This window comes from Bacillus sp. N3378-2at, from assembly GCF_033412715.1.
Lineage (GTDB): Bacteria > Bacillota > Bacilli > Bacillales > Bacillaceae > Bacillus > Bacillus subtilis.
The window spans coordinates 47,843-64,615 of record NZ_CP117987.1 but is presented as its reverse complement, the minus strand read 5'-3'; the positions used below and the strand labels follow the sequence as shown (position 1 = coordinate 64,615).

Below are 16,773 nucleotides of genomic sequence, written 5' to 3'. Positions count from 1 at the left end.
TTAGATACCCCCACTTTCATTTAGAAACCTATACCGTTTTGAATCCACTTTACAATCGGCTCACAGCCTGCTACTACAGCAAGACCAATGATTACATTTTTCATGCCGCCCTTCGCCTCTTCAGTCTTATGTTGGTTTTTAGACATAAATCCATAAGCGTAAATACCTAGTTTAAGAGCAGCGTAGGCACCGACGACAACTTGAATAGCTCTAATTAAGTAAGTAAGCATATCTACAATATTATCTGGCATGAATGACACCTCTTATAATTTATTTTGATTGCATTTTTTAGTTGTGTTGCTCTGAAGTTGCTGGTTTACTTACCATTTGTTTTACTGCTTTCTTCAAAATATTACTGTGCTTAGAAACAACTGCATTATGTTGATCATGAAGCCAATCATCATAGGAAATCCCTTGTGACGCTAATATCAATTCACAAAGGTCTTTAGCATCTTTTTTCTCGGCTTTTGTAGCAGCCATTCTCCTCACCTCCTTCAATTGATGAAATCATCAGCTAGTGAATTTCACTAAGATGTGGTTGTTTTTAATAGTGAAGTTTTTGATAACAAATTGATGAAGCAAACTTTTTTGATCACAGTAAGCGTCAAACTTCCCCCCCTTGGTCACCTGGTAACCAAGAGGGAGTCTTGCCTGGCGTTTATGGATCATGGAATGCAATTGTTTTGGCGTAACCTTGACCTTAACGACCGGTCCATCTTTATTCATTTTTGATCCGCCTCCTTTCAAAAAAAAAGAAACATACAGCTGTACGTCTCTTCCGTTAGAATTTAAGTTTTGATGTAAAACCACTGAATACGCTGCTTAACAAACCAGGGAATTCCTTCTCAGCAAGACCGATCAAAGCCCCTACTACTAACACTGCACCAATTACCCAATACATTCTGTCTGCGTTTTGATCTAACATGTTTTACACTCTCCTATTTACTAAAATTAGAATTTAAGTTTCGATGTAAAGCCACTAAATACACTGCTTAATAAGCCGGGGAATTCCTTCTCAGCAAGGCCAATCAAGGCTCCTACCACTAACACTGCACCAATCACCCAATACATTCTGTCTGCGTTTTGATCTAACATGTTTGCACTCTCCTATTGTGTATTCGAATTAAAATTTTGGTATTTTAGCTGTAAAACCACTAAAAACGTTGTTTAATATATCCGGATATTCTTTTACAGAAAGTCCTATTAAAGCCCCTACTACTAAGACTGCACCAATCACCCAATACATCCTGTCGGCGTTTTGATCTAATATATCCCTCACCCCCTTAAAAGAGCGCAATATAAAAAGGCCCTACATTATCGAATCAACGATAAAGCAGAACCTTTTAATGAGACCGTCTGAATCGGGAGGTCAAAATATAGAATTTTAAAGTTCCCTTTTACAGTGTAATTAACTTCATCTCCATACTTAACTTTTTGATTCATCATCGGACTATCAATTGTGAACCGGCTTTCGTAATACTTTTTGTTATATTCCTCAATATGATCCATTGCTGAAGATGTAAGTCCGCCGTTTCTCTCAATCTGATAGTTAATATATTGCTTGTATTCATTTCCCTGATTCATCTGTATAAAAAAAGCTGAAGCAGAAAAAATCCCAAATAAAATGAAAATGGCCATATACATTTTCCCTATGGCCATTACTGCTCCATCAAGCATGTCTTACACCTCTTTCAGTGTTTTATAAAGATAATTTTGCAATAGTATCTATCATCATGGCAGCCGCGTAACCTACGATGGGAACAAAACTGGCCATTGTGAGCTTTGTTGGGAACATATAAAATTTTCTTAGTTTAAATTCAGCAATTTCCCTTACCCCTTCAAATAATTGTTTACTCGACATCTGACCTAGTTCACTAATAATTGTTGTATCATTTGAACTTTGCTGGTAATCAAAAAGCGTAGCCATGATTAACATAGCTCTATCCGTCCCACTAGCTTCTTTAGCAAATAAACGGAAAGGAGCTTCTGAGTTAGGTTCATCGCTCAATCCGATTAAAAACCGTTTTAAAGCAGTTTTCACATGCCCATCATCCATTCTTTTGAGCATCTTATTTAATGCACCGTATAATGTAGCATTCCTCTCTAATAACAACGGAAACAACATTCTAATAAACTTATTGAATTGAAGTTCCTTTTCAAATTGATGTCTTTTGTACGCATTTACAATTCTTTGATATTCCAGCATCCATACAAATACAGCCAGTATAGGCCCTAATAACATCATCCAGGTACTAAACAATGCCCCTACTACTGCACCAACAGCTAAAGCAATAATTGCTTTCATAAGGCGTTTTTTTTGGAAGCTCGTTACCCATTGCTGTGTATATCCCATTTCATCTAGCATGGAAGCTAAATTACTTTCAGCACATTTCAACCAAAAGTTGTTGTTTTTAGATTCAATGATTTCAGCAGTCATAATTTTACCTCCATTAAATTGTCGTCACCCAATCTTTTAAGGTAAGAACGGAAAAACACACCTAATAAGGTGAGATAAATTGAACTTGAAATCCATCCTGGCAGCTGGTGAGCATAAATGTTAACCCATTGAGTCCAGCCAAATGAAAATGTCACTGCCGCGATCAATACTAAAGAAATGATAGAAATAAACCTGAATTCATACGTAGCTCGTTTCTTTTTCTGTAAAAATTTATCTTGTTCTTGTTTCAATTCATTGTGTAGTGATTTTATATCTTTAATCGTTTCAATATTTGTACGGCCCTCAATAGTAGCAGTAGTTAATTGTTCGATATACAAGTCAAATATTGCGTCATGCTTATATTTCTCACCAAACTCTTTAAATGCTGCATGAATCTCTTCAGTAGAAGCACCTTGAAGCGCTCCTCGCAGCTGAAGAAGATCCTCTTTAAATTCTCCTTTTGCACGATCCGAGACTGTTTCTAATGCTTTTAACATAGTCTTATCGGAATTGGTAAGGATTTGAGTTAAGTTGTTAACAAAGTTATGACGCTCTTGAAAAGCATTAGCCTCGTATACACGCTTAATTGACTGCGGCATCATAACACGATAGCCATAAAACATTGCAAACACACCTAATATTAAGCTGAGCCACCAGTAATAAAACAGTGCATAAGAAAAAACAAAAACCACAGCAAATGGTTTTATCAAAGACATTAAAAGCTCTTTTCGTTCAATAGGCTTTCCATACGCGACTTTATAAGCGTTAAGCTCATCTAGCGAATATACCTTTTTCTTCACACTATTCCCCCCTAACAGGTAAACCACTATATTTGACGTGGTGTTCTAACATGCGGTCCTTTAATTTCTGACTTATTTTACCTACTGTTTGCACGAATCGCCCGTCTATGTGCTCCTGCTTGAAGATCATTTTTACAGATCCATCAGCATTGTACTCGGAAACCTCACTCAGATATCTAACCGTTTTGCCATTCAACTCTGTGGCTTTCAAATGAACTCCTAAATGGAAGTTTTCATAAATATCACCAAGTGTTGATTTTTCATCTAATTGGTAGCCCATTTTCATCATATTGATAAATCTTCGAGGAATAGTCTTAACATCATTTGCATGCAAAGTGGTTATGATACTGTGACTGGACAAAACAGCTTGCAGCATTTCATATGCTTCCATACCTCTCGTCTCAGATACGCAGATCCATTTAGGGTTGTTTCTGAGTGCCGCCTTTACCAAATCTGTAATAGTTACCCCAGGAGAAGTAAGCCAGCTATGAATATCTTTTGTGTCCCCAAACAACTCTTTAAGGTGTCCTTCCCGCGTATCTTCAATCCAAATGATTTTTTCTCCAAATGGTATAAAGCTTAACAAAAACTTTTGAAATTCGGTTTTACCGGAACCTGTTTCACCAGAAATACCAATGTTAGCTTTTGCTGCAACAGCAGCCTTAAAAAATTCATACATATAGTCAGGAGCAAAGTCTGAAAAATTCTCCTTGGTAAGTGCCAGCTTTGGACGTGATACGCGAATTGCCATTGTGGTCCCATATGGCGATACAGCTTTATGAACAGCGTTGATTCGCAAATTCCCCAAAGAGGCATCCAAGATAGGATCTTTAGGTGTAAATTCTTTTTCTACTGCATTAGCGAACTTTTGGATGATCTTTAAAATATACTCCTCAGTTATTTCCTGATCTTCGTATGGATAAGGGTCTTTGAGATCGCTTCTTCTAACAATCAATTGATTTGCATTAAAAGTAATATCTGTAACCGTATCATGTTGTTTTATAATCGTTTCAATGACACCCAGGCCAACCATTTCCTGCATTACATAATCTACTTTTTTATCAGTATCCAAAACAGTAGCATTATCTTCAGCAACCAGTTTCCACATAACTTCCCTTGCTTCTTTTGAAGTGAAAGCTTCTAACACAATTTCTGGGTTTTTCTCTCGGATATCTGTATATATACCTTTAATTGTATCTGGACTAATCATTTTATTTCCTCCTCAACTGACAAAATTCGACACGAACGTTACTTGATATTTTGAGTTGCGGTCGTCTGTGATTTTAACGCGGACAGCCTTAATTCCGCCGTCTGCTGTCTTTAAAAAATCAAAGTTATATTTAGTTCCTGATAGTTTAATATTGCTGTTTTGTTCAAAGAGAGTTTTGAATTTCTTTTTGAAGCTCTCTTCTGTAACCTCTACACGTCCATCTTCCACACGGGAACTTTTATCAATGCTGTTGATACTTGCTATCTGTCCTGATTCGGTCATAGTGCTTATAATCGAATTGTGTCGGTATGCCTCGGTGTGATAAGAAATGATGACCATCAGCAGAAACAGGCCAATATATACAAGTCCTAAAGTGGTAATCGAACCTTTCATTTTCTCACCTCGATTTTCTCCAGGTATCAAAAAAAGGGAACTAAAAGTTAGTTCCCTTTAACTATCTCGGCTTTTTCCTTTACTAAAACGCGATATAAAACGCCGTCTGCTTCTATACCATACAATCTATGTCCAATTTTGTGATGGTTCTCAAATTCAATTTCATCTACATCTTTTTTTAAATGTCTACTTAGCTCTTTTTTCACAATACAAAGATCATCCCGTCTTTGTTCTCTAAGGTATACACCATAAAAAAACAGCATGCTTAAATTACAGGCTACGAGAACACAGAACATAATCAAACTCGCTTTAGAGTAATATTGCACACTGTCTATACCAAGTACAATATAACCTACATTGAGTAGAAATATTAGAAAACGTACGTCTATTCCTTTATCTTGATAACCCATTACCTTCCCTTTCTGATTGCTCTGCTGCTATTCTTTGTAGCTGACAATCGTGTACTCAATAGTGCCTGTATATAAATCGTCTATCGGCTGAAGGCTCTGCCTTTTTGTGGATTCTTTAATTCTTCTAGAATTAACGCTGATTAATTTGCCTTCAGATATGAGTCTCGTTATTTTTGTGATGGCCTCAACCCTATTCTTGGTGGTAAAAGTGAAACAGCTTTTCTCCATACTTTTTCCTCCAAACAGTTGAAAAGGTTATTTCTTCAACCAATTAATATCACTTTGTGACCAGCCGTCAGGTGTACCGTTAGGGAAAGGATCATCAGCATTAATCGGCGTTAGCATTATTTCGTCCTGATCCTTTGTTTCTGAATTCATATGGCCGTACATATAAGCAAATAGTGTGAGCTTATCCTTCAATTCAATAGTCACTTTGTTAACCCCTACTTTGCTTGAAGTATAAGAAACATCATAGCTGCCTAATTCCGCCCAAATAGGAGTGTAAAATTTGTTCCCTCCGTCACGAACAGCGTTTTTCAAGCGTTTGTCTTTTGCTTTAACTTGCTGATCTGTGAATAAGCTGCCAGTTTCTTTTTCCACATTTACGTGAGGGAAAACAAATGACATTTCCCGGATTAAATTGTCTGCGGTGCTTGATTTCTTAGATGCTGCAACATCCATAGGGAATATAGCTTTACCGTCTTTAACAGAATAGTTTAAGTAAGTATCCATCAACTCTTCAGGTACTTTAAAATCGAATTTGATATCATCATCGTCTTTTTGAAGCATGTTCTCATATATGAAAGCAAGATTTTGCTCGCTGCCATAACCGGTTTTCCGTTTAGGAAGCAGCTGCCCTTGATATGTCATTGTTTCAAAATAGCTTTTCATAGCAGTTGTTGGGGTTACTTCTGTCATAACTACGCGTTTAACAGATCCCTGATTTTTAACTACAACTTTCATAGACACAGAAACTTTGTCTTCAGAACTCGTATAACCCTTCGTAGAGAGTTCTTTTGCCTTGTCAGGTACATCTACATCATTTTCATTAAAACCCTCTAATTTGACCGTATAGAGTTTATTTGCGTTAACCTTTAAATTCTTTGCCGGCACAGTGAAATTTACATTCTTCGGCAAACTCTGTGCTGTATATGTTTTTTTGCTTAGCAGCTGTTTCCCGTCATACAAGCTGACATTTATTTTTGCTGTGGTCATGCCCTTGGTGTCATTTTTATAAATGTTGGTCTTAGAAAGATAAACCTTAACCGGCAGACCATCAGCAGCCGGAGCCGTATATATTTGAAGCTTATCAAGGCTGGTCTTGATCAATGGAACATCATAATAAATAGTAATTGTTACATCATCTTTTCCAACGGTACCAGTTACCTTTTTATCCGAGACAGGACGATATGTGTAATTGTTCTTTTTCAAATTGGTTAATGGACCATACGAATACGTATCGCCTCGTTTTTTGGTATATACTTGTTTCTTGATCAACGTGTGGTCCCGGTTATCTTTGTGCAGCACAGTTATTTTCCTTTGCAATGCATACTCAAAAGTAATAGTGATATCTTTGTTTCCCAATTTACCGGTTTTCTTTTCTGTTTTAACGGGCACATAGGTTTTCCCATCTTTTACGATTTTCTTCTCAGGTGAATAGCTGTAATTGGTTCCGATATTTTTAGACTCTTTTACTTTCTTTAAGACCGTGCCTTCGTACTTGTCCTTATGAACCACCGTAATTTGTTTTTGACGCTTTTCAAAATGAACGGTAAAACCAGCTGCCACAACCGGATCAACCACAAATGTACTTGACATCAGCCGTTGATAGCTGCTCGTATTAGGTAGATAAAGCAGGGACGCCAGCTGTCTGATCTCACCATTAACATTCCCTGTGTCGTAGTCAGATCCATAATCTAAAGGTGCAGTGAAATAAAATGATTGGCCATCATGAATAGTGATATGGCCGCCCTTTTGGGTTTTGCCGCCGATCACGTGTATCGTTACCTTTGAAGGAACGGTTAACGTAGCTGTTCCTTTCCCGTTCAGCTTAATGGTTTCTGATTTTTGCTGATCACCGGAAACAGAGCTGCCTACTTTAGTTTTGCTGAAGGATACCTGGTAGCTCGGAGCATCACCTTTTTTAGCATGTTGAATTAACTTCCACACTTCGGCATCCTGGTTACTATATGTTCTTTGATCCCTTTTTCCATCTAGCCAGTTGTTAAGAGCGACATAGGTTTTGACCATATCCGTCATTGTCTTTCCAATTTCATTACCGTCACCGCCGAACCCGTAATAAAGAATGGCTTTGACGCCATCATCATATTGACGCTTCGGGGTTTTATACGAATGACCGCCATAAGGTGCAGGCTTATCTGGATCAATACAGTAAACAATGGTGTCTCCTATTTTGATGTAAGCTGATTCATGAGTAATGCCGTGCGGATCTTTCCATGAATACGGACCTGTGGCAACAGCTGTAGCAGCTTCGGCCGATGAGGTGAAAAATGGCACTAAAAAAAGCGCTGCGGCAATTGCTACAACACTTGATAGCATTATCAAGATTCTTTTATACACTATGTGAATCACTTCGATCACCCCTTTCTTATTGTGCTGTATGGCAAAAGCTTAAACAAACTCAAAGAAACAAATCCCGATGGGGGAAGTATAATGATTTGCCTCAACAAAGATTCCTCCTATACCTTTAATTCACCATTCTTCTCGGTGTACTTAACAAAAAAATAGTGTTCTATCCACGAATTATGTTGTATTGCTTGCCAGTGGATATCCTTAATATCTAAATGGTTATTTTTTTTAAGAAACTTTTTGAATTCTAGGCGTCCCTCTAATAGTACCCCTTTGAGACTATTTTCAGATTGCAGTTCTTCAATACCTTTATTCAAATCCATTTTTCCACCTCATTTTCCAAATCCATTTTTCTCTCTAGAGCACCATAGGGGCCAATTGTGAGAGAAACAATGTTACAAAATAAAATAGAGCCGGTCTAAATGAGCGCTTTAAAAAGTAACACCAACAAAACTTATACATAGTGGCTAAACTTAACAAGATGTAAACAAGTTTAGGAACGACAGTAAGGAGTTCATTTTTATTTAAAGAACTGAACCCTAAAAATTCATCAAATGGTATTGGGATAGAATTCGCGGAAAAAACCAGCCCAATACCAAGTAGAATATAAAGTCCGATGTATAGCTACATTAGAAGCAGAACACTGCCGAACAAGAACTTGAACGGGCTGCTAATAGAATGTACCACCTGATCTTTATAAGTGTTTAAGCAAAATGTCTTGTACTTAAAGAAAGAGCAGTTGGTCTGCTCGTCAACTAGAATCCCTTCCTCCTTCAGTATTTTTTCGGCTTCCCGCCATGCCAATTTCTCATTCCAATACGTTGTACAAGTCATTCCAGATTTGAAAAGCCGAGCTTTTTTTCTTGAAATCCTTTGGTATACGTAATGATGTCCCAATTCATGCGCCAACGCAAATGCCTGTATTAATTCACTGAGATCAGTGAATTGTGGTACTTCAATTGTCGGCGGTATCTTATCTTCTCCCAAATAATACGTATATTGCCCAGTCGCAGACTTAGAAAAGGAAGATCTTATTCTAATCCCTTCACTGGAAATTCGGTTTAATATCCTATCCTTGGCCACTTCATCACTTAAAATAGCTTTTTCATCCATGGCTATCTCCTTTCACCTCAAAATAGGAACATTCATCATCACCTCCCCTTTGCTATTCGATCATTTATCCTCTTCTACAATCACTATCGCGTTATTGATAACCACGCGCTTACCATCAATGTCAAACTTAACTTTATTTCCGTAATCATTGACCTCTACATCAAACTTGCCTTTATACGTCTTGATGACCTTCCCATTTTGGTCATATACCGTTGCTGTGCGTTTCAGCCCGTTAACACTTGATTCATGATCTTTTACTGTGCGATCCCAGCTCTCACTGCTACAGCCGGTTAAAGCTGAAAATGCCAGGATTACAAATGTTAGAATTAGCAAAATCTTTTTCATTCCACAAGCCCCTTTTTCTTTATTAAAAAACGTAAAGAACGGACTAATCAATTAGTCCGTTCTTCAGTCATATGTGCAATTTTTTTATCTGAGGTGTCAAACTCTACTAAGTATAACCTGTTGTTAGCTTTTACAGTATAGATTCCGTCATGGGCAGAAGGTGTTATTAGGATCTCAGCTTTTGGAATGCCTAATTGAGTTGAAACTGCCTGATATCTTTTTTCAGACTGCCTTTCCTCAATCTGTGCATACACCCCACTTAACGCCATAAGACCAATTAACACTATTAAACCAGCAATGAATACCGAAATCAGAGAGACCACGTATTTATTCGTGTTATCACCCAATGCTTACTGTCCTCTCTCATACACATCGTAGTTATTACCTGTCCCATTATTACCACTACCAACATGATTATAATTTCCACTGTTAAAGTCATTAACAAAATCGTTCGCATTTTTCATGGTGTTGTTTTGGGATTGTTTACTTTTAGATGTGCTGGAAGACGACTTACTGCTTGATGATTTATTGCTGCTCCCAGCTGAACTGCTTCCAGTTCTGCTTTTTTTACTTTCGCTATGGCTAGTGCTGCCCGAATTTGACTTAGATGTATAGGATCTTGATGAAGAAGAATTTGAGTATGATTTCGTGTTGGAGCTTGATTTACTAGACCCGTTTGAATATGAGCTGTACCCGGAATTCGATGATCCCGAACTGCTGCTTGAATTGGACGAGCTACCTGATTTATTCTGTGTTGCAGAAGTATTACTTGATGCCGCACTTGAAGTAGCATTTTCATTATCGTTTGTGCTTACTTGACTGCTGTCGTTTGCTGCTTTACTGTCACTGTCCTTCTGTGACGTTTTCTCAATCTCATTCAGCTTTTCTTTCGCTTTTTTGCTTATAGACTCTTGATCTTCAATTCTCTTTTTTAGCGTTTCAAGCTGTTTTTTCAGACTCTTTTTCGCAGTCTGATTGGAAATCTTATTTACTTCTTTTTCAATCTTTTTATAGGAATTCCAATCTTTCTTCGCATCTTTGAGTAATTTTTTTGTTTTGTCTATTTGTTCAATTTGATCATAAGCTTTAGATAAGTCTTTAGATAAATCTTTATACAAATCTTTGCTGATCGGCTTTACCTTATCTACGCTTTCCTTGGTAACAGAAAGAATAGACTTTGTGAGATCATCAACGATCACCCCGTCAACGATATCCTCTTTAACTGCATTTGAGGCCTCTAACATGATCGCAGCATTAGATGCTTTTTCTGCTAATGATTTCTGTTTCTTAGAATCAGCTACATCGGATACTAACTTCTGAGCCTTTTGAATATCATTCTTTGAAACCCCATCAGCCAAGTAATTATATTTTTTAGAAGCATATAATGAGTTAACTGCATCCGTTGCATTGTCTAACACACGAGCTTCTTCAGCATTTGCTTGGTATGAATGAAAAATTGTATAGCCAGGCACTCCTAAAATAATTGCACCGGCAACAATACCAGCAGCCAATTTCTTTCTCATACTTACACTCAACACCTTTTTAAATATATTTTTCCATTCACAATTTTACTATGGTTTGAGTTAAAAACATATGATGTAATTTGACTTGGAAGCCAGGATTCACACGTTTATCAATGAAACAGTCCAAAATCGTGAGTTTGTAGCAGTTGTTACTCACGGAACTCTATATCAGCCAAGTATTCAGACTTAACTTCATCTGAATCTGATAATGTAAGGCCAAACTTGCCGTCTACGACCGGTGAAAACCGTCACTCGCGCCAAGAAGAAATGTTCACCCAAAGGTATTGCATGGCCGTTATACCTTTGGAGGGGGACCTTCCCTAATATTTAATTCTTTATCAGCTTAATCACTGATAAACGTGTGAATCCTGATCAACCTCACTTTATTCAGAAATTACTTTTTGTAGCAAATAGTTAGGATTAGGATGACAAACGATAGCAATGCCTCTGCTTGTGTTATATGTTTGGACTTTTTTAGCACCAGCATCAAGTAACACTTGTTTCAGCTGATGAACATTTGCATATCCAGTTTCACTTAAAAGAACTGATACCTTCTTAGCTCTTCCAGAGGTATTTCTCGGCCGTACTTGTGTACTTCTACGCGGCATTTTTGGAGCTTTATATACCTGGGTTACTTTTCTTGCCGGCTGAAAGGCTTCAGTCGTAAAAAGAAGACTAGAATGCGGAGAAACCCGTTTTCCCACAATAACACCCTCAACGTTCTTCACGTTTCGAATATCCGAATAACATTGTGAAATCGGTCTTTTATTTTTTGTATGAGTATGTAAACAATCCTTACCGATCAACACATGAGTGCTGCCGTCAAACAATCTTAAAGAGCTTCCATACTCTAAAACATCTTTTTCAGTCATTTTTTTTTCGAGCAATTTAACTTTAGCCAAGCTATTCCCTCCCTAAATTTTCAATCAGTGTAAAGACAACAAAAAAAGCTGTCAGTTAGTCTGACAGCTCCAAATTGATAAACATACATCCAAATGAATTTTACTTCAAAAGATGCCTCTCTTTTAAAGCTAAAATGATGTATGAATACAATAAATGGGGCAAGTTCACACTAACTTTCACTGTGAGCTATATCAAAACCAAGTTGCAGCATGATTTTGATGGCCCTTATCCTGTTTTTACTAAACTTATTATTAACTGACTACATTGTGATAGCACACTTTGATAGTGTATGATTAATACACATACATACGGTTAAATTAACTGGTAGTTAAAACTTCAGAGACAACAGTGAATACGTTGGTTAAAACAAAAGTTGAATTCTAGTTCTTTTTACACAGAAATTGTTTGAGATTAACAACAAAAAACCTTATTCTGCATTTTTTTCACTGACTCTTTCACTAAGATAACAGACATTTTTTTAACTGTAAAGTATTTCAGTGAAATTTTTAACCGGTTTTTTTCACTGAGTAAAAAAAACGCGAAAAATTGTAAGCGCTAGACCGTATACAGGGTTTATTTTGCGAGGTGGTATAAGTGGGCAATAGAGAGCAATTTGATCTCTCTAAATACTTGTTAGAAAAAAGAAAACAAAAAGGGTTAAGCCAAACACAAGTAGCAAATGATACAGGGTTATCATCTGCTTATATTTCCATGCTTGAAAAAGGTGAAAGAAAAAGACCGACACAGGCAGTTATTAAAAAGTTGGCAACGGCGCTCTCCATTCCTAATATAGAAATGCTTCAAATAATGGAGTATATAGCATCAATGGAAGAAGATCATGTTAAAGAGAAAGATAAAGATACTTCAAAACAGATAAAATTATTTGATTTAACTGGATTAACTGAGGCAAGTATCAATCAAATTCAAAATCAAATTGACCAGTTAAAATCAAGTGAAAATAATAGTGTTATTCGTTTTTTTGATGTTACTGGGCTTTCAGAAAAGGATATAGAGCGCGTTAAAGAAGAGATAGAATTATTAAAAATTAGAAATGAATACATGAAATTAAAAAAGGACTAGCCTAAGTGCAGTCCTTTTTTTACTGATTACCGATCAATAGCTTATCGATCTCTTTCTTCAGCTGTCGAACATAGGCGCCTGGCTTCCTGGGTTCCGGATTCAGGCCGGATCTTCTCCTCAGCTGCAGCCGTGATCGAACACAAAAAAAGCTGACACTTATTGGTCAGCTTTTAATACATCCCTTTTTGGGCTACTTGAAATTGTCCAGGAGAATCAGCATTATTAGTGTATTGTATAGCTGCTGCAGCTCCTACAGTAGTAACAGCAAGCAAAGCAACGACAATCCAACCATTAATTTTCTTCATCCTAACGCCTCCGTTATTCTTTGAATTTGCTCTTTAGCATAAAAAGCTCTTTTCAAAAATTCGTGACTAGTCACTAAATCACCTTTTTTTTCATAAAGCTCTGAAATACCTTTTGCAATTTTGGATACGTCCGGCCAAAGATTACGCTCTTCTAAGAAAGCTAAAGATTGCTTTACTTCATCGATTGAAGGCTGCTCATAAAGATGATAAAGAATGTCGTGTTTTGCTTTATACTCATGATCATCAAATTTACGCGCCATTTCTATCCCTAATTCATACCAGTGATAAGCTTCTTCATTTTGCCCCATTGTATACAGTACTCTTGAAAGCATGTATACAGTTTGCTGTCCTTTAGGCGAATCCCTCAACCATTCATGCGAATAAGCTTCCCTAAAATAATGCAGAGCTAATTCAAGAGAACCTTTTTGCCAATGGACTAATCCAAGATTGTGGTAAATCTTAGTTATAGGCTTATCATAGCCATGATCCAAGGCCTCAGTCAAGGCATCACGAAAATATGCATCCGCATCATCTAAACGCCCCATATCATACAAATTAATACCGACCACCAAACTGCACTGAATAGCTTCGAGGTTCCACATATCACTTTTTTTATAAATATCCCTGGCTTTAGTTACTTTGTTGACTGACACCAAATGCTGGTCAATCTCATAATAAGCAACTCCAATCTTATAGTGAAACTCCGCAAACTTCGTTTCCTCAATATTGGGAATACTCGATAACTTTTGTTCAGCTTTTTCATAAAAAGAAATTGCTTTAACATAATTTTTTTTAAAAAACTCATAATCCCCTGCAAACAATTCAAAATAAAAATTTATTAAAAGATCATGACTTCCCTTACTTAACATATTAACGACATCACCCATAGATGCCTCTTGATCAAAACAAAGGCTATGACGATGATCCAGTAGAATAAAATAATCAACCAGGTCCTTATTATCTTCAGCCTGACTTAACAATTGCTTTATTTCAGTTCTTTTCTCTATAGACTCATGAACCTTCTCCTGCATAATATAGTCATGCCATTTATTCAACAGATTGCCTACATAGGGAGACGGTACTTTTTTTACTTTGGACAACATACACTTCCCTCCAGCTATTCAAAAACAAAACTAGTCCTAATACTTATCGGCATCATCAAACATTTTAAAACACAGAACATTTAGTACATAGTGCTTAATGTTCAAATCTCATTTTGATGCTCTGAACCCAAGCATGTACTGATATCATACTAAACGGCTCAAACACAATCTATACAAGTTTTTAAGATAGGCCAAAGGGAATAACAGTATACGTTAGTGAAATCCCACAGGAAAAATATATTAAAATACTAATGTTCTATCAAACGAACAACCCTTAAAAAGGAACTTAAAACCTCTGGGTTTTAAGGAAATTCGCATTTATTTAGTGTTTTTCTCTTGACTTTGAGAACTTGAAACTAGCAGAATAGCTGACTGTTCTAGGAAACAGGGCGAATTTCGATTGCCTATGTCTGTCGCGCAAAAAATAAAAACGGACAGACATAGGCAATCGATCAGGATTTGAAACTAGCGTCATAGAGACGTCTGAGGTTTCCAGCTCTGCCTTGCTATCGCCAGGCTTTCGCCTGCCATGACCTTTTTACATACAATGCTTGTCCTGTATGCAACTTCTATGGGGTTTGTCTCGTGTTCTCTCACACGGTCACACTCAATTGTGTGCCGCTGCATAGAAGCTTGGCCATAGTTGCCCGCACCGTAGTGCGCCAAGCAACCTAGTGGTTTATCCACATTCTCCGGACCGTTAATGGCCGTCCTCGCCATTCACCACAAGCGCAGCAAGGAACGCTTATTGTGGTATATCCCCGGGTTTGCGGTGGACGGGGCAACTCCTGACGTCAGTTTATTTTACACCCCTTAACGGCAGCTGGGTGACAAACAAAAAACGACAGAAAACCACGGTTTGATACCCTCCAAACAGTGGTTTTCTGTCGTCCAAAAATAGCCGAAAAGTGTTGACGTATACACTTGTTTTCGGTAAAATGAAGACATAACTTAAACATTGTAAGTGAGGGCTTACAAACCAAGTGTTCGATGCTGCAACATCGGACACTTTTTATTTGTCATTCTTTATTTGTATTCAATTTTGCAAATAGCTCGCAAACAAAATATGTATCATCAAATCTATTAACCTTGTTGTCTGCAAACAACAGGGTTTTTTGTTGTTTATTTAGAATAACTAGAACCAGAATTCAATGCCAAAACTTTCACATTGACTTAACTTGACTTTATCTTACACGATTTTTTTTTTGACGTAAAGCCCCGGGCCTGAAATCACTTTTCTCTACTGATTTCACTGATTTCATTTTTATTATATAATCCTCAAATAGCCTGTATTCACTGATTTTAAATGTGATTTCATTTTATTGACTTTAGTGATATAAGATGCTAGTATTGAGGAAAGTGAAATCAAAGGAGAGAATAAAAATATGAATATTTCTCGTATGAACGTGGACTTTGGAAACAGTATGTACATGAATTTAATTGATGGTTATTTTTTTGAATTGCCTACAAATGTAGTAGAGATATCTAAAGAAGCTGCTGAAGGAAAATTTACGAGTATCGTTGAAGATCCGGCAGATTTAAAGGACCGGTTATTAGTTTCTACAGTTATTGATGAAACAGAGAGATATTTTCTAGTTGGTGAACTTGCTGAACCAGAAGTGTTAGGCAACCAACACATCAAGAAGTTACATAATAAAGTAGAGTCACATATTCCATACGTAACATTTTTAGCTGCAACTGCTTATTACCAAGCGCTAAAAGGCAAACGTGAAGATAATGAAGTTACTATTGAATACTTTCAAACAATGCTACCAATTTGGCTTCTTAAAAAATTGGATAAGTTCAGTGAAATGCAGAAAAGGATGGCATCTAAATTTTTGGGCACTCACCAAGTAAAGGTGCTGACATTAGGATTAGAAAAAGAGCTTACTATAAAAGTGGAAGATGCAGCGTGCAGGATCGAATCTGAAGTAGCAAGATGGGCAATAAAGAAAAACTTTGACCTAGAAGATAAAGACTATGCCGAACAATTTAAAAATTATGACGTAGTTTTTTGTGATTTAGGTGGCGGAACAGATGATCTAGTATTACTACCAGCTGGATTAAAACCGCCAAAAAGTCGTGATTCTTTTGTTTCTAATACCGAAGCACCGTTTTTAGCGCACTTAGAAAAATTGAGAAAAGAAAAACTCCTAGAGCACTTTGATAGCGTTAGGGAGCTTGAAAAGTTTATATACTCAAATATTGGAAAAACTAAGATGGAACGAAGAGACGGGAATACCGGTCAGAAATTTGATTTAACTGATATCATCAAAAAATCTCTTAAAGAATACACAGAAATCAAAATAGCCCAAGCTGAAAATACGTTCCCTGCACCAAAAGATAAGGTTTACAAATACCTTTATTTTGGCGGTGTTGGCGAGGTGCTTGAAGAATCAATTAGTGTGGTTACTGAAGAGAGATATGGCCGTGATATTTCTGAATCAAATCATATAGTTGCTGAGGATGCAAGACTGCTCAACTTATATGGCCTTGAAGTTTTAAGCCGCGCTGAACAAGTAAAGAAACAGGCAAATGAAAAAGAGGCACAATCAATTTAGG

At 37.0% G+C, this 16,773-nt stretch carries 22 protein-coding genes; 2 read left to right on the top strand and 20 right to left on the bottom strand.

Going from position 1 to position 16,773, the window contains the following annotated elements:
• Nucleotides 1-20 precede the first annotated feature (20 nt).
• From PUN35_RS22440 to PUN35_RS22355, 18 genes are all read right to left on the bottom strand, one after another.
• Complete coding sequence (locus PUN35_RS22440; protein ID WP_013603207.1) at nt 21-251, bottom strand: hypothetical protein; 231 nt, start codon at nt 249-251, stop codon at nt 21-23.
• A 37-nt stretch (nt 252-288) separates the two neighbouring features.
• Complete coding sequence (locus PUN35_RS22435; RefSeq protein ID WP_013603206.1) at nt 289-480, bottom strand: hypothetical protein; 192 nt, start codon at nt 478-480, stop codon at nt 289-291.
• Nucleotides 481-510: 30 nt separating this feature from the next.
• Nucleotides 511-726, bottom strand: a complete 216-nt coding sequence (locus PUN35_RS22430) for a hypothetical protein (RefSeq protein WP_013603205.1) — start codon at nt 724-726, stop codon at nt 511-513.
• 55 nt (nt 727-781) lie between these two features.
• Nucleotides 782-925: a hypothetical protein gene (locus PUN35_RS22425; RefSeq protein ID WP_013603204.1), complete on the bottom strand. Its 144-nt coding sequence runs from the start codon at nt 923-925 to the stop codon at nt 782-784.
• 26 nt (nt 926-951) lie between these two features.
• On the bottom strand, nt 952-1,095 hold the full coding sequence (locus PUN35_RS22420; protein WP_013603204.1) for a hypothetical protein: 144 nt from the start codon (nt 1,093-1,095) through the stop codon (nt 952-954).
• Between the two features lie 219 nt (nt 1,096-1,314).
• A complete protein-coding gene (locus PUN35_RS22415) occupies nt 1,315-1,677 on the bottom strand; it encodes a hypothetical protein (RefSeq protein WP_013603202.1) in 363 nt (120 codons plus the stop codon).
• A gap of 22 nt (nt 1,678-1,699) precedes the next feature.
• Nucleotides 1,700-2,437, bottom strand: a complete 738-nt coding sequence (locus PUN35_RS22410) for a hypothetical protein (protein WP_013603201.1) — start codon at nt 2,435-2,437, stop codon at nt 1,700-1,702.
• Nucleotides 2,434-3,237, bottom strand: a complete 804-nt coding sequence (locus PUN35_RS22405; RefSeq protein WP_013603200.1) for a hypothetical protein — start codon at nt 3,235-3,237, stop codon at nt 2,434-2,436. Before PUN35_RS22405 ends, PUN35_RS22410 begins: the two co-directional genes overlap by 4 nt.
• Before the next feature lies 1 nt (nt 3,238).
• Nucleotides 3,239-4,447: an ATPase, T2SS/T4P/T4SS family gene (locus PUN35_RS22400; RefSeq protein WP_013603199.1), complete on the bottom strand. Its 1,209-nt coding sequence runs from the start codon at nt 4,445-4,447 to the stop codon at nt 3,239-3,241.
• Between the two features lie 12 nt (nt 4,448-4,459).
• Nucleotides 4,460-4,840, bottom strand: a complete 381-nt coding sequence (locus tag PUN35_RS22395; protein ID WP_013603198.1) for a hypothetical protein — start codon at nt 4,838-4,840, stop codon at nt 4,460-4,462.
• A 47-nt stretch (nt 4,841-4,887) separates the two neighbouring features.
• The gene (locus tag PUN35_RS22390; protein ID WP_013603197.1) at nt 4,888-5,250 is read right to left on the bottom strand and encodes a hypothetical protein; all 363 of its coding nucleotides are present in this window, start codon (nt 5,248-5,250) and stop codon (nt 4,888-4,890) included.
• Nucleotides 5,251-5,505: 255 nt separating this feature from the next.
• Nucleotides 5,506-7,830: a thioester domain-containing protein gene (locus PUN35_RS22385; RefSeq protein WP_235091753.1), complete on the bottom strand. Its 2,325-nt coding sequence runs from the start codon at nt 7,828-7,830 to the stop codon at nt 5,506-5,508.
• Between the two features lie 119 nt (nt 7,831-7,949).
• Nucleotides 7,950-8,162 (bottom strand): hypothetical protein, encoded by a 213-nt coding sequence (locus tag PUN35_RS22380; RefSeq protein WP_013603194.1) that lies wholly within the window; start codon nt 8,160-8,162, stop codon nt 7,950-7,952.
• Nucleotides 8,163-8,463: 301 nt separating this feature from the next.
• The gene (locus PUN35_RS22375; RefSeq protein WP_013603193.1) at nt 8,464-8,952 is read right to left on the bottom strand and encodes a hypothetical protein; all 489 of its coding nucleotides are present in this window, start codon (nt 8,950-8,952) and stop codon (nt 8,464-8,466) included.
• A gap of 60 nt (nt 8,953-9,012) precedes the next feature.
• Nucleotides 9,013-9,297: an SLAP domain-containing protein gene (locus PUN35_RS22370; RefSeq protein WP_033881010.1), complete on the bottom strand. Its 285-nt coding sequence runs from the start codon at nt 9,295-9,297 to the stop codon at nt 9,013-9,015.
• 47 nt (nt 9,298-9,344) lie between these two features.
• Complete coding sequence (locus PUN35_RS22365) at nt 9,345-9,644, bottom strand: type IV pilus modification PilV family protein (protein WP_033881011.1); 300 nt, start codon at nt 9,642-9,644, stop codon at nt 9,345-9,347.
• 3 nt (nt 9,645-9,647) lie between these two features.
• Entirely contained in the window at nt 9,648-10,820 is a 1,173-nt protein-coding gene (locus PUN35_RS22360) for a hypothetical protein (protein ID WP_013603190.1), read from the bottom strand.
• Between the two features lie 383 nt (nt 10,821-11,203).
• Nucleotides 11,204-11,722, bottom strand: a complete 519-nt coding sequence (locus tag PUN35_RS22355; RefSeq protein ID WP_013603189.1) for a hypothetical protein — start codon at nt 11,720-11,722, stop codon at nt 11,204-11,206.
• A gap of 595 nt (nt 11,723-12,317) precedes the next feature.
• On the opposite strand from PUN35_RS22355, the gene PUN35_RS22350 reads away from it, so the two are divergent.
• The gene (locus tag PUN35_RS22350) at nt 12,318-12,803 is read left to right on the top strand and encodes a helix-turn-helix domain-containing protein (RefSeq protein WP_013603187.1); all 486 of its coding nucleotides are present in this window, start codon (nt 12,318-12,320) and stop codon (nt 12,801-12,803) included.
• A gap of 170 nt (nt 12,804-12,973) precedes the next feature.
• Here PUN35_RS22350 and PUN35_RS22345 read toward each other — a convergent pair whose 3' ends face one another.
• Both PUN35_RS22345 and PUN35_RS22340 read right to left on the bottom strand, forming a co-directional pair.
• Complete coding sequence (locus tag PUN35_RS22345) at nt 12,974-13,108, bottom strand: hypothetical protein (RefSeq protein WP_013603186.1); 135 nt, start codon at nt 13,106-13,108, stop codon at nt 12,974-12,976.
• Complete coding sequence (locus PUN35_RS22340; RefSeq protein ID WP_013603185.1) at nt 13,105-14,211, bottom strand: tetratricopeptide repeat protein; 1,107 nt, start codon at nt 14,209-14,211, stop codon at nt 13,105-13,107. The genes PUN35_RS22345 and PUN35_RS22340 overlap by 4 nt, the downstream gene beginning before the upstream one ends.
• A 1,385-nt stretch (nt 14,212-15,596) precedes the next feature.
• Here PUN35_RS22340 and PUN35_RS22335 point away from each other — a divergent pair.
• Nucleotides 15,597-16,772: an Alp7A family actin-like protein gene (locus tag PUN35_RS22335; protein WP_013603291.1), complete on the top strand. Its 1,176-nt coding sequence runs from the start codon at nt 15,597-15,599 to the stop codon at nt 16,770-16,772.
• Nucleotide 16,773 lies beyond the last annotated feature (1 nt).

What these genes read in the sequence shown, in the direction of transcription:
- PUN35_RS22360 (WP_013603190.1), bottom strand. Translation starts at nt 10,820, where the DNA reads ATGAGAAAGAAATTGGCTGCTGGTATTGTTGCCGGTGCAATTATTTTA.
- PUN35_RS22380 (WP_013603194.1), bottom strand. Translation starts at nt 8,162, where the DNA reads ATGGATTTGAATAAAGGTATTGAAGAACTGCAATCTGAAAATAGTCTC.
- PUN35_RS22375 (WP_013603193.1), bottom strand. Translation starts at nt 8,952, where the DNA reads ATGGATGAAAAAGCTATTTTAAGTGATGAAGTGGCCAAGGATAGGATA.
- PUN35_RS22430 (WP_013603205.1), bottom strand. Translation starts at nt 726, where the DNA reads ATGAATAAAGATGGACCGGTCGTTAAGGTCAAGGTTACGCCAAAACAA.
- PUN35_RS22410 (WP_013603201.1), bottom strand. Translation starts at nt 2,437, where the DNA reads ATGACTGCTGAAATCATTGAATCTAAAAACAACAACTTTTGGTTGAAA.
- PUN35_RS22400 (WP_013603199.1), bottom strand. Translation starts at nt 4,447, where the DNA reads ATGATTAGTCCAGATACAATTAAAGGTATATATACAGATATCCGAGAG.
- PUN35_RS22335 (WP_013603291.1), top strand. Translation starts at nt 15,597, where the DNA reads ATGAATATTTCTCGTATGAACGTGGACTTTGGAAACAGTATGTACATG.
- PUN35_RS22345 (WP_013603186.1), bottom strand. Translation starts at nt 13,108, where the DNA reads ATGAAGAAAATTAATGGTTGGATTGTCGTTGCTTTGCTTGCTGTTACT.
- PUN35_RS22390 (WP_013603197.1), bottom strand. Translation starts at nt 5,250, where the DNA reads ATGGGTTATCAAGATAAAGGAATAGACGTACGTTTTCTAATATTTCTA.
- PUN35_RS22415 (WP_013603202.1), bottom strand. Translation starts at nt 1,677, where the DNA reads ATGCTTGATGGAGCAGTAATGGCCATAGGGAAAATGTATATGGCCATT.
- PUN35_RS22420 (WP_013603204.1), bottom strand. Translation starts at nt 1,095, where the DNA reads ATGTTAGATCAAAACGCAGACAGAATGTATTGGGTGATTGGTGCAGTG.
- PUN35_RS22435 (WP_013603206.1), bottom strand. Translation starts at nt 480, where the DNA reads ATGGCTGCTACAAAAGCCGAGAAAAAAGATGCTAAAGACCTTTGTGAA.
- PUN35_RS22395 (WP_013603198.1), bottom strand. Translation starts at nt 4,840, where the DNA reads ATGAAAGGTTCGATTACCACTTTAGGACTTGTATATATTGGCCTGTTT.
- PUN35_RS22370 (WP_033881010.1), bottom strand. Translation starts at nt 9,297, where the DNA reads ATGAAAAAGATTTTGCTAATTCTAACATTTGTAATCCTGGCATTTTCA.
- PUN35_RS22440 (WP_013603207.1), bottom strand. Translation starts at nt 251, where the DNA reads ATGCCAGATAATATTGTAGATATGCTTACTTACTTAATTAGAGCTATT.
- PUN35_RS22340 (WP_013603185.1), bottom strand. Translation starts at nt 14,211, where the DNA reads ATGTTGTCCAAAGTAAAAAAAGTACCGTCTCCCTATGTAGGCAATCTG.
- PUN35_RS22425 (WP_013603204.1), bottom strand. Translation starts at nt 925, where the DNA reads ATGTTAGATCAAAACGCAGACAGAATGTATTGGGTAATTGGTGCAGTG.